Annotated in this window: 12 protein-coding genes; 1 reads left to right on the top strand and 11 read right to left on the bottom strand. The window is 68.6% G+C overall.

All coding sequences use genetic code 11. The features are described 5' to 3' along the window. The 5 genes from Q8M82_RS01345 to secA form a co-directional block, all read right to left on the bottom strand. On the bottom strand, positions 1-601 hold a 601-nt coding region (locus Q8M82_RS01345; RefSeq protein WP_305689590.1), incomplete at its 3' end, for an FAD-binding protein. Positions 602-605: 4 nt separating this feature from the next. Then, on the bottom strand, positions 606-998 hold the full coding sequence (gene sdhD / locus Q8M82_RS01340) for a succinate dehydrogenase, hydrophobic membrane anchor protein (protein WP_305689589.1): 393 nt from the start codon (positions 996-998) through the stop codon (positions 606-608). Between the two features lie 11 nt (positions 999-1,009). Continuing rightward, on the bottom strand, positions 1,010-1,405 hold the full coding sequence (gene sdhC / locus Q8M82_RS01335; protein WP_305689588.1) for a succinate dehydrogenase, cytochrome b556 subunit: 396 nt from the start codon (positions 1,403-1,405) through the stop codon (positions 1,010-1,012). A gap of 154 nt (positions 1,406-1,559) precedes the next feature. Next, a complete protein-coding gene (locus Q8M82_RS01330) occupies positions 1,560-2,633 on the bottom strand; it encodes a MaoC family dehydratase (protein WP_305689587.1) in 1,074 nt (357 codons plus the stop codon). 170 nt (positions 2,634-2,803) lie between these two features. After that, positions 2,804-5,575, bottom strand: coding sequence for a preprotein translocase subunit SecA (secA, locus tag Q8M82_RS01325; RefSeq protein ID WP_305689586.1), 2,772 nt, complete (start codon positions 5,573-5,575; stop codon positions 2,804-2,806). Between the two features lie 355 nt (positions 5,576-5,930). Here secA and Q8M82_RS01320 point away from each other — a divergent pair, with 355 nt between their 5' ends. Continuing rightward, on the top strand, positions 5,931-6,770 hold the full coding sequence (locus tag Q8M82_RS01320; RefSeq protein ID WP_305689585.1) for a peptidylprolyl isomerase: 840 nt from the start codon (positions 5,931-5,933) through the stop codon (positions 6,768-6,770). Between the two features lie 78 nt (positions 6,771-6,848). On the opposite strand, the gene Q8M82_RS01315 is transcribed toward Q8M82_RS01320, so the two are convergent. The 6 genes from Q8M82_RS01315 to Q8M82_RS01290 form a co-directional block, all read right to left on the bottom strand. Next, a complete protein-coding gene (locus tag Q8M82_RS01315) occupies positions 6,849-7,862 on the bottom strand; it encodes a FecCD family ABC transporter permease (RefSeq protein ID WP_305689584.1) in 1,014 nt (337 codons plus the stop codon). A gap of 200 nt (positions 7,863-8,062) precedes the next feature. Further along, complete coding sequence (locus Q8M82_RS01310; RefSeq protein WP_305689583.1) at positions 8,063-9,094, bottom strand: iron ABC transporter substrate-binding protein; 1,032 nt, start codon at positions 9,092-9,094, stop codon at positions 8,063-8,065. Beyond that, the gene (locus Q8M82_RS01305; RefSeq protein ID WP_305689582.1) at positions 9,081-9,560 is read right to left on the bottom strand and encodes an SAM-dependent methyltransferase; all 480 of its coding nucleotides are present in this window, start codon (positions 9,558-9,560) and stop codon (positions 9,081-9,083) included. Before Q8M82_RS01305 ends, Q8M82_RS01310 begins: the two co-directional genes overlap by 14 nt. A gap of 11 nt (positions 9,561-9,571) precedes the next feature. Continuing rightward, positions 9,572-10,360: a molybdate ABC transporter substrate-binding protein gene (locus Q8M82_RS01300; RefSeq protein ID WP_305689581.1), complete on the bottom strand. Its 789-nt coding sequence runs from the start codon at positions 10,358-10,360 to the stop codon at positions 9,572-9,574. Between the two features lie 34 nt (positions 10,361-10,394). Further along, positions 10,395-11,273 (bottom strand): ABC transporter substrate-binding protein, encoded by an 879-nt coding sequence (locus Q8M82_RS01295; protein ID WP_305689580.1) that lies wholly within the window; start codon positions 11,271-11,273, stop codon positions 10,395-10,397. Positions 11,274-11,311: 38 nt separating this feature from the next. Further along, positions 11,312-11,623 (bottom strand): ATP-binding cassette domain-containing protein (locus tag Q8M82_RS01290; protein ID WP_305689579.1); only part of this gene is annotated, 312 nt, incomplete at its 5' end.

The raw sequence follows: 11,623 nt of genomic DNA, 5'->3' as shown, positions 1-11,623 counted from the left end.
TCAGCGCGACGACGCCGCGGCAATGCCCAACCTCATCCATGATGAGGACGATGGCGAAATACTCGATGAAGAACTCTGTGTTGTAGCGCAGCGCCTGGCCATAGAGCGTGTGCAGCATGGCGTGGCCGGTGCGGTCGGCGGCGGCGCAGGTGCGCTGGGCCGGCGGGCCCTCGCCATATTCGGTGGTCATGCCGCCGAAGGGACGCTGGTAGATCTTGCCGTCCTCGGTGCGCGAGAAGGGCACGCCCCAATGCTCGAGCTCATAGACGGCGGCCGGCGCGTTGCGGACGAGATACTCGATCGCGTCCTGGTCGCCGAGCCAGTCCGACCCCTTGACGGTGTCGTACATGTGCCACTGCCAGGTGTCCTTGCCCATATTGCCGAGCGAGGCGGCGACGCCGCCCTGGGCCGCGACCGTGTGCGAGCGGGTCGGGAACACCTTCGAGATGCAGGCGGTGCGCAGCCCGGCCTGCGAGCAGCCGACGGTGGCGCGTAAGCCCGCGCCGCCGGCGCCCACCACGACGACGTCGAAGGTGTGGTCGGTGATCGGATAGGCCTGGCCGGTATAGGCCGGGGCCTGTCGGGACTTGGTGATCGCCATCGGATCAGCCTCCAAAGGACAGCTTCAGCACCGCATAGGCGCAGGCGGCGCCGATCGCGATCGCGAAGAAGGTATTGGCCATCACAGCCGCGATCTTGGCGCCTTCACCGTGGATGTAGTCCTCGATGATGACCTGCATGCCGATCCGCATATGCACGCAGCCCGATACGACAAAGAGCAGCATCAGGATCGCCACCAGCGGGTGCGACAGAATGGCGAGCGCGGCCGGATAGGGCTTTCCGACGAGCGAAATCGCGATGCCGAGGAAGATCAGCGTCAGGACGAGGTTCGAGACCGCCGTCATGCGCTGCAGCCAGAAATGCCCGGTGCCGGACTTGGCCGAGCCGAGGCCGCGGACGCGCGAGAGCGGGGTGCGCAGCGAGGAGTTGGATTGCATCGTCTCTCTCCTCAGCGGACGGCCAGGGCGACGATCCAGACGAGCAGGGTCAGCCCGCCCGAGACCACCACGCTGTACTTCGCCAGGTTCATCCGGGTCTGCGGGTCGTAGCCGCGACCGGTGTCCCAGATGAAATGGCGCACGCCGCCGGCCATGTGATGCAGCAGCACGAAGGAATAGCCGAACAGGACGAGGCGGCCGAACCAGGAGCCCGCGATCGCCTGCGCCGTGTCGAAGGCGGCGGGGCCCGAGGCGGCGGCGACGAGCCAGGCCGCGATCAGCACCGTGCCGGCATAGAGCGCGACGCCGGTGGCGCGATGGGCGATCGACATCGCCATCGTCCAGGACCAGCGATAGATCTGCAGATGCGGCGAGAGCGGACGCGCCGCCTGTTTGATCTCGGCCAAGATCGTACTCCGTGGGGACTGCCCGATGGCGGGCCTATCCATTTGGGATCATTCTAGAGTGTCTGGCTGTCTATCGAAACCGCTCCGCCGCTGCAATGCGGCATGACGACGGCGCGGTGACAGAATACAGAATCTGTCAGCGGTTACGGAATCGTCAACGCGGCAGCAGGGCCCAGTAGTCGAGATCGAGGATGACGTCGGGGTCATAGCCCTCGCCGGCCTTCAGCGGATGGTCGGCGCAGGGGCGGTTCTTGGTCGCGACCAGCCGCAGCCGCAGCGCCCCGACATCCTCGCGTCCGGGCAGGGCGGCGGCCTCCAGCACCTCGCTCCAGGCGAAGACGGTGTCGCCGGCAAACAGCGGCGCGACATGGCGCCCGCCATTCAGGGCGGCGATGTGGAAGGCGTTGCCGAGCCCGTTGAAAGAGAGCGCCCGGGCCAGGCCGATGACATGGCCGCCATAGATCAGCCGCTTGCCGAAGCGGGTCGAGCGGGCGCCGTGCCCATCGAAATGCACCTTGGCGGTGTTCTGGTAGAGGCGGGTCGCGATCTGGTGCTCGGCCTCTTCCACCGTCATGCCGTCGACATGGTCGATGCGCTCGCCCGCCGCATAATCACCCCAGCGGAAACGGCTGCCGGCGAGCGCATCGTCATAGGCGGCCAGATCGATGGGCGGGCAGCCCTCGCCGAGCTCCTCCGGCAGCACCGCCCTGGGCAGCTCCGGCACCTGCTCGGCATGGGCCGGCGTGCCGGGCGAGCGCTTGCGCACCAGCACCCAGCGCGCATAGCTCAGAACGATCTCAGCCCTCTGGTTGCGGCCGATCGAGCGGACATAGACGATGCCGGCATCGCCGGCGGAGGTCTGCTTCAGCCCGATCACCTCCGAGGTGGTCGAGAGCGTGTCGCCCGGGAAGACCGGCTTCAGGAAGCGGCCATCGGCATAGCCGAGATTGGCTACCGCATTGACCGAGACGTCCGGCACCGTCTTGCCGAAGACGATGTGAAAGACGAGCAGGTCGTCGACCGGCGCGGTCTGGTAGCCGATCGCCCGGGCGAAGGCGTCCGAGGACTGCACGGCGAAGCGCGGGCCGTAGAGCGCCGTGTAGAGCGAGACGTCGCCGGCCGTGACCGTGCGCGGCGTCGCATGGACGATCACGTCGCCGAGATGGAAATCCTCGAAGAAGCGCCCGGCGCTGGTCTTCGGGATGGGATGCTGTGTCGATCCGGGCATGGGTCCGCTCGCTGGCTGGCGCGATTGTGCGCTGCGATGGGCGGCCGCATCAAGCCCCGGCGGATGCGACGAAGGATGGGCACGACGTCATTCCGGGGCTTCGCGAGGCGAAGAGCCCGGAGCCCATGAACACGGCCCGCCCCGGAATGACGACAGAGGCGCCGTCCGCCTCAGATATACTGCCCGTGGCAGTGCTTGTACTTCTTGCCGGAGCCGCAGGGGCAGGCCTCGTTGCGGCCGACCTTGCCCCAGCTCGCGGGATCGGCGGGATTGCGCTCCATCACCTCCGCATCGCCCTCGACCGCGGCGAACTGCATGCCGCCCGAGCCATAGCCGCCGAAGGGCGGGGGTAGCGCGTCCTGCGCCGGCGGGCCGGCCTCCTCGGGCTGCTCGAAACGGACCTCGATGCGCATCAGGTTGCCGGTGACCTGCTCGCGCAGCCGGCCGATCAGCCCGTCGAACAGCTCGAAGGCCTCCTGCTTGTACTCATTCAGCGGGTCGCGCTGGGCATAGCCGCGCCAGCCGATGACCTGGCGCAGATGGTCGAGCGTGACCAGATGCTCGCGCCAGAGCGTGTCGAGCGTCTGCAGCAGCACCTGCTTCTCGACATAGACCATCACCTCTTCGGTGTTGCGCTCGATGCGGGCCGCATAGTCCTCATCGGCGATCTTGCGGATGCGCTCGCGCAGCTCGGCATCGGCAATGCCCTCTTCCTTGGCCCACTCCTCGATCGGCAGGTCGAGATTGAGGAACTGCAGCACGCCCTCCTTGAGCGCGGCGGTATCCCACTGCTCGGGATAGGCCTCCTCGGGAATGTGGCGCGTCACCAGCTCGTCGGCGACGCCCTGGCGCATGTCGTCGATGGTCTCGCGCACGCTGGCCTGGCGCATGAAGTCGCGGCGCTGCTCGAACACGACCTTGCGCTGGTCGTTCATGACGTCGTCGTATTTCAGGATGTTCTTGCGGATGTCGAAGTTGCGCGCCTCGACCTTTCCTTGCGCCTTCTCGACCGCCTTGTTGATCCAGGGATGGACGATCGCCTCGTCCTCCTTGAGGCCGAGCTTGGTCAGCATGCCGTCCATGCGGTCCGAGCCGAAGATCCGCATCAGATCGTCCTGCAGCGACAGGAAGAACTTGGAACGGCCGGGGTCGCCCTGGCGGCCGGCGCGGCCGCGCAGCTGGTTGTCGATGCGGCGGCTCTCATGGCGTTCGGTGCCGACGATGTAGAGCCCGCCAGCCTTGAGCACGCGCTGCTTGAAATCGGCGACCTCGGCGCGGATGCGGGCGGCTTCTGCGTCGCGCTCGGGGCCCTCCTCCATGCCGGTGAGATCATGGGCGATCCGCATCTCGGCATTGCCGCCGAGCTGGATGTCTGTGCCGCGGCCGGCCATGTTGGTGGCGATGGTGATCGCGCCGGGCACGCCGGCCTGGGCGACGATATAGGCCTCCTGCTCGTGGAAGCGGGCGTTGAGCACGGCGAAGGCGCGCGAGGGCTTGCCCTGGCGGGCCGCCTCGTAGATCGGCTCCAGCGCCTTGGGATCGGTGAAGTCGATCAGCTTGAAGCCGTCCTTCTCCAGCATCTCGGCGATCAGCTCGGAGCGCTCGATCGAGGTGGTGCCGACGAGCAGCGGCTGGCCGGCCTCCTGCGCCGCCTTGATCTCGCGGATCACGCCGCGGACCTTCTCCTCGAAGGTGCGGTAGACCTCGTCGTCCTCGTCCTTGCGCGCGACGGGGACATTGGTCGGGATCTCGACGACCTCGAGCTTGTAGATCTGGAAGAACTCGTCGGCCTCGGTCGCCGCCGTGCCGGTCATGCCGGCAAGCTTGGAGTAGAGCCGGAAATAGTTCTGGAAGGTGATCGAGGCCAGCGTCGCGTTCTCGGGCTGGACGGTGACGCCTTCCTTGGCCTCGAGCGCCTGGTGCAGGCCTTCCGAGTAGCGCCGGCCGGGCATCATGCGGCCGGTGAACTCGTCGATGATGACGACCTCGTCGCCGCGGACGATGTAGTCCTTGTCGCGCGTGAACAGCGAATGTGCCCGCAGCGCCTGGTTGACGTGGTGGACCAGCGTGACGTTCTGGGCGTCGTAGAGGTCGCCCTCCTTGAGCAGCCCCGCCTCGCGCAGCAACTCCTCCATATGCTCGTTGCCGGCTTCCGTCAGCGAGACGGCGCGCTGCTTCTCGTCGATCTCGTAATCGCCCTTCACCAGACTGGGCAGGATCTTGTCGATCGAGACATAGAGATCGGACTTGTCGTCGAGCGGGCCGGAGATGATCAGCGGCGTGCGGGCCTCGTCGACCAGGATCGAATCGACCTCGTCGACGATCGCGAAGTGGTGGCCGCGCTGGCTCATCTGCGCGACGTCGTACTTCATGTTGTCGCGCAGATAGTCGAAGCCGAACTCGTTGTTGGTGCCGTAGGTGATGTCGCAGGCATAGGCGCGCTGGCGCTCCTCGTCCTCGATCCCGTGGACGATGATGCCGACGCTCAGGCCGAGGAAGTTGTAGAGCTTGGCCATCCACTCCGCGTCGCGGCGGGCGAGATAGTCGTTCACCGTGACGACATGGACGCCGTTGCCGGCGAGCGCGTTGAGATAGGTCGGCAGCGTCGCGACCAGGGTCTTGCCCTCGCCGGTCTTCATCTCGGCGATGGCGCCCTCGTGGAGCACCATGCCACCGATGAGCTGGACGTCATAGGGCCGCTGGCCGAGCACGCGCTTGGCCGCCTCGCGCACGGTCGCGAAGGCCGGAACCAGCAGGTCGTCGAGCTTGGCACCCTTGGCGAGCTGCTCGCGGAAAGCGGCGGTGCGGGCCTGGAGTGCCTCGTCGCTCAGCGCCGAGACCTCCTTTTCCAACGCGTTGATCGCGGCCACGCGGGAACCGTAGCCCTTGACGCGCCGGTCGTTCGACGAGCCGAAGAGTTTCTTTGCGAGCGCGCCAAGCATGTTGGGCCTTTCGGTGGTGTAGGTCCGGCGCCGCGCTGCCCTTGCGCCGCGTCCAGCCGGATCCGGAATTCTCAATGCGACGGCGTGTTTAGACGCGCGCGAAGGCGGGGTCCAGCATTGCCTTGCAGCGCCGCACGCCTCTGGCGCGCAGCGCGGTACGAACCCGCGCGGACCGCCGGGATGTAGGGTCGGTGGCGCGATCTTCCAAGTCCGGGCTCCTGCGGGGGCGGCTGCGCGTCAGCAAAGCTTCGTGAAGCGGCGCCCGAGGGGTTTTCGTGCCTTGCCTTTGCCGCGTTCAACTGGCAGTGCACCCGCAAACACTCGGTTCGCTCTGTCCTGCAAGAAGGCATGTCCCATGAAGTTGTCTCGTCTCGGCATGGTTTCGCTCGGCTTCGTGCTCGTCGCGACGCCGGTCTTCGCGCAGGCGGACAAGATCGTCGCCAGGGTGGACGGCATCGCCATCACCGAGCGCGAGATCGGCCTGGCGACCGAGGATCTGGGCGAGCGCCTGGCGCAGCTCCCCGACGAGCGCAAGCGCGACGAGGTCATCAACTATCTGGTCGATCTCAAGCTCGGCGCGAAGGCGGCGATCGCCGCCAAGACGGCCGATGGCCCCGACTTCGCCGCCCGCCTCGCCTATTTCCGCGAGAAGGTGCTGCTTGACCAGTATCTGACCGCAGAGGGCAAGAAGGCCGCGACGCCGGAAGCGGCCAGGAAGCTCTATGACGAGACCACCAAGGCGATGGCTCCGGAAGAAGAGGTCAATGCCCGCCACATCCTCGTCGAGGACGAGGCCCAGGCCAAGGCCGTCGCCGAGCGCCTGAAGAAGGGCGAGGACTTCGCCAAGGTCGCCGCCGAGCTCTCCAAGGACCCCGGCTCCGGCAAGGAAGGCGGTTCGCTCGGCTGGTTCACCAAGGACCGCATGGTGCCGGAATTCGCCGAGGTCGCCTTCAAGCTGGACAAGGGCCAGGTGTCCGACCCGGTGAAGAGCCAGTTCGGCTGGCATGTCATCAAGCTGGAGGACAAGCGCAACAAGCCGCTGCCCGATTTCGCGATGGTGAAGCCGCAGATCGACCAGTATCTCGAGCGCAAGGCCCAGCAGGACATCATCGTCGGCCTGCGCGAGAAGGCCAAGGTCGAGCGCCTCGACCAGCCGGCAGCGCCCGCGGCCCCGGCCGAGCCGAAGAAGCCCTGAGGCAGGCTGCGGCGTCGCGACGCCGCATTCGACAATCCCGAGGCCCGCGCCGGATCGCGGGCCTTTTTCATGCAGCGCTCACGACCAGCCGCCGCGGGCCGAGGCGAGCAGCCAGATGAAGAAGGGCGTGCCGATCACGGCGGTGAGGATGCCGAGCGGCGTCTCGACCGGGCCGGCGGTGCGCGCCAGCGTGTCGATGACGAGCAGATAGCCGCCGCCGAGCACGGCCGCCGTCGGCAGCAACCGGCTGAAATCGGGCCCGACGAGGAAGCGGGCGAGATGGGGCACGACGAGCCCAACCCAGCCGATGATGCCGGCGGCCGCGACGCTGGCCGCCGTCACCAGCGTCGCGGCGGCGACGATGGCCAGCCGCAAGGGCCCGGTGCGCAGGCCGAGCGCGCGGGCCTCCTCTTCGGGCAGCGACATCGCGTTCATGCGCCAGCGCAGCGCCACCAGCACGGCCGAACCGGCGAGCACAGGGCCGAGCAGCGGCACGAGATCGCTGCGGTCCGTGCCGGCGAGGCTGCCGAGCAGCCAGAAGGTGATGGCCGGAAGCTGGTTGTAGGGGTCGGCCCAGTATTTGATCAGGCCGATGCCGGCGCCGAGCAGCGAGCCGATCACGACCCCGGTTAGGACGAGGACGAGGACGGGATCGCCGCGCCGGATCGTCGAGCCGACCGCGTAGACGGCGCCCACCGCCAGCAGGCCGCCGGCGAAGGCGGCGAGCTGGATCGCGAAGAGGCCGAGCGAGAGATAGATGCCGAGCACGGCCCCCAGCGCCGCCCCCGAGGAGGCGCCGAGGATGTCGGGCGAGACCAGCGGGTTGCGGAAAAGGCCCTGGAAGGCGGTGCCCGCCACCGCCAGCGCGGCGCCGCAGAGCAGCGCCGCCAGCACGCGCGGGCCGCGGATGTTCCAGATCACGGTCTCGAGCTGCGGCGACAGGCCCGAGGGCTGGCCGCTCAGGCCCGACCAGAGGATGCGCGCGAGATCGCCGGGCGCGACCGGGAAGCGCCCGAGCCCGAAGGCGAGCAGGATGGCGAGGGCGAGCAAAGCGAGCGCGATGGCGTTGCCGCGCAGGAGCGAGGGGCGCATGGGGTCAGGCCCCCACAGGCCATAGAACCGCGCCATCATTCCGGGGCTTCGCGAAGCGAAGAGCCCGGAACCCATGAACACTGGTCCGTAACGGTAGAGCACGGCCGCTGGCTGGCCGCCTTGGAACGGCGGTGTTCATGGGTCCCGGGCTCGGCCCTGCGGGCCGCCCCGGAATGACGCGGAGGATGATACAACCATCATCATCCCCGCCCCGCGAGGATGCGGTCGAGCTGCGGCTCGCTCGGCGTGACCTGGTAGAACAGGGTGTGGAAGTCGCGCGCGATGGCGCGGATGTCTTCGGGGAAGGCCTGCGGATAGAGCAGTTTCGCCAGCCACCAGAGCCCGGCCATGCGGTTGACCGAGGGCGGGAAATCGACCCAGCCGAAGGGGATCTTGGGCGAGAGATGGACGCGGCCGGCCTTCACGGCGCGCACGCCGGCCCAGGCCGGATCGCGGCGCACGCTCTCGGAGAAGGCGAGGTCGATGGTGACGATCACCTCCGGGTCCCAAGCGAGAACCTGTTCGAGCGAGACCTGTGCGAGGCCGCTGCCCGGCTGGTCGGCGACATTGCGGGCACCGAGGAAGGAGAGCGTCTCGACATTGATCGAGCCGCCGAGCCCGGTCTCGAGCCCGCGCGGTCCGCGGGCATAGTAGACAGAGGGACGCTGCTCGGGAGCGATGCCGGCGATGCGGCCGCGGATCGTGCCCATCGCGGTCTCGCACCAGCTCGCGAGCATCTCCGCACGCTCGCTGCGGCCGGTCAGCCGGCCGAGGATGCGGTAGCTCTCGGGGATCGCGCCGAAGCGACCATCGAGCAGCGCATAGGGGATGCCGGTCTGGCCCTGCACCCGCTCGGCCAGCTCGACATAAGTACGGCCGGTCGAGCCGGCATCGACGATCAGGTCGGGCTTGAGCTGGAGCACGGCTTCGAGATTGGCGCTGTTGCCGCGCCCGGTGATGCGGCCGATCTCGGGGCGGTCGCCGATGCCCGGCAGCAGGAACTCCCGTTCCTCGGGCCGGTTGGCGCGGGGCCAGCCCAGCAGCAGATCGGGCGCGAGCGTGTAGAGCTGGATCGCGGCGGGCGGCCCGGCGGGAAAGACGCGGGTGACCGTGGCGGGGACGGCGACCTCCCGGCCTGCGCCATCTCGCACCGTCGCTGCTTGCGCCAAGCGAGGGTACGCCGCGAGTGCGGCAAGGCCGGTCAGGAGGGCGCGGCGGTCAGGACGGGGCATGGCCGGGCTCCGTTGGCGGGCTGTGCCGGCAGCGATGCGGCTTGATGTCGAGCAGCGGCGTGCCGTCGAGGCAGTCGAGCCCGCGCACCAGCAATGCGCCATCCTCGACGCTGAGCAGCCGCACGCGTGAGAGTGCGATCGGGTTGGGCCGCACGGGGGAGCGGAGCGCGAAGGTGCCGAGCGCCTCGCCGCCGCGCGGCGTCTGGGTGACGAGGTCGCGCCTCGCCTGATGCATCCAGTAGAGCAGGTCGAGCCAGGCGAAACCCTCGATCCCGGCCAGCGCCGCCTGCCACGCCCCGTCGATCTCGACGCGGCAAACCGGGCCGGCTTCGGCATCGCCCTGTCGCGGGCACTGGTCGCGGGTCGCGAAGGGCGTTCGCAGGCGGCCGATGAAAACGAGATGCGCGTCCCTCCGGTCGGGCAGGGGCACGCTGGTTTCGCCCGGTCGTGTCGCCTGCCAGTCCATCGCGTCTCCCGTCAGCCGCCTTCGCGCGGCAGCGTCGGCGCGGAAAAGCCGTGCCGGGCCAGGATCGCCTGACCCTCCTGCGCGAGGATGAACATGGCGAGGCGCCCCGCATTTGGCGAGGCCCCACTCATCACGGTCAGCCCGTATTCGGCGCCCACCGTCAGCTCCGGCGGCAGCCTGACGAGACGGATCCGGGGCTGTTCCTTCGCGATCGGCGCCGCATTGGTGCAATAGGCGAGGAAGATGTCGGCCGCGCCGCTGGCGAGGTTGTGACCGTAGATGTTGAGGCCGTCCGGCGCCGGCGCGGTGCCGGGCCCGCCCGTCAGTTGCATCGCCTTGGCCTCCAGCGCTGCCCGGGCGCCGGGTTTCACGGTCTCCGCCCGCGCGAAGACCTGGAAGGCATAATCGCCCGACGGGTCGGCGCGTGGGGTCGAGGTGCCGAGCTTGAGGCTCGCATCAAGCATGCGCTCCAGCAGCGTCTCCGGCGTTACCGCGACCTCGGGCCGGGCGAAGGCGCAAAGCTCGTTGCGGGCGAACAGCACGACCGGGCCGCTGCGCCCTGCTTTGGCCAGGACACGCGGATTGCCGAGATCGGCGGAGGCGAAGACCTCAGCCGACTCGCCCTTGGCGATGCGCTCGCGCAGCAGGCCCGACGCGCCGAAGGCGGACTTCACGGCAAGCCCGCTCTGCGCGGTGAAGGCTTGTGTCACCTCGGTGAGCGCGGCCCGCAGGCTGCCGGCCGCATGCAGCAGAACCGGCTCCTGCGCGCAGGTCGCGGGCCCCGCGACGACAGCCGCCATCAGGACCAAACCGGCGAGGGATCGGCGCACGGGATCACGCGCCCGCCTGCGTCGCATTGGCGAAGAAGAGCTGCTGCCCCTCGATCTTGTAATCGGCGATCGCCTTCTGCCCCTCGGGGCTGACCAGCCAGTTCACGAAGGCCTGCCCGTCATTGATCTTCACATGCGGATGTTTGGCCGGGTTCACCGCGATGACGCCATACTGGTTGAAGAGGCGGCGGTCGCCCTCCACCGCAACGGTGAGGTCGCCGCGATTCTTGAAGGAGATCCAGGTGCCGCGATCCGCCAGCACATAGGCGCCCATGCCGCCGGCGGTGTTGAGCGCCGCGCCCATGCCCTGGCCGATCTCGCGATACCAGGCACCCTTCTTGGCGGCGAGATCGACGCCCGCGACCTTCCAGAGCGCGAGTTCGGCCGAATGCGTGCCCGACTTGTCGCCGCGCGACACGAAGGGCACGCCCTTCTCGGCGATCTTGACCAGCGCGGCGGCGATGTCCTTCGTGCCGGCGATGCCGGCCGGGTCCGCCTTCGGGCCGATCAGGACGAAGTCGTTGTACATCACCGGCTTGCGCTCGAGCCCGAAGCCGTCGGCAACGAATTTCTCCTCCTGCGCCTTGGCGTGGACGAAGACGACGTCGGCATCGCCGCGCCGGCCGGTGTCCAGCGCCTGGCCGGTCCCTTGAGAGACGACGCGGACCTCGATGCCCGTCTTCGCCTTGAACAGCGGCAGGATATGGCCGAACAGGCCGGAATCCTGGGTCGAGGTGGTCGAGGACACCGTGATGAAGCGCGCATCGGCCGCCGCAGGCGCGGAGGCGGCGGGCGGCGTCGCCGTCGTGGTTTGGGCCAAGGCGAGGCCGGTCAGTGCGGCACTGAAGCCGGTCGCGAGAAGCAGGCGGCGGGTCGTGGTCATGATCGTCTCCTTGGGTTTCTTATGGGTCAGGGCAGGACTCACCAGATCAGCTCTCCGGCGAGGAAGGCGCGCGCTTCGGGCAAGCCGGGATCGGCGAAGAAGTCGGTGGCCGGCGCATCCGCGATCAGCCGGCCGCGATGCAGGAACAGCACGCGCGAGGCCAGCCGCCGTGCCTGGCCGAGATCATGCGTCGACATCAGCACCGTGATGCCTTCCGCCACGAGCCCGGCGAGCAACGTTTCGATCTGGCGGGTGGCGGCAGGGTCGAGCTGCGAGGTCGGCTCGTCCAGGAAGAGCAGTTCCGGGCGCAGCGCCCAGGCGCGGGCGATGGCGAGGCGCTGCTGCTCGCC

This window comes from Allobosea sp. (assembly GCF_030694325.1).
Classification (GTDB): Bacteria; Pseudomonadota; Alphaproteobacteria; order Rhizobiales; family Beijerinckiaceae; genus Allobosea.
The sequence above is the reverse complement of the archived record's forward strand: the minus strand, read 5'-3'. Positions and strand labels throughout refer to the sequence as shown.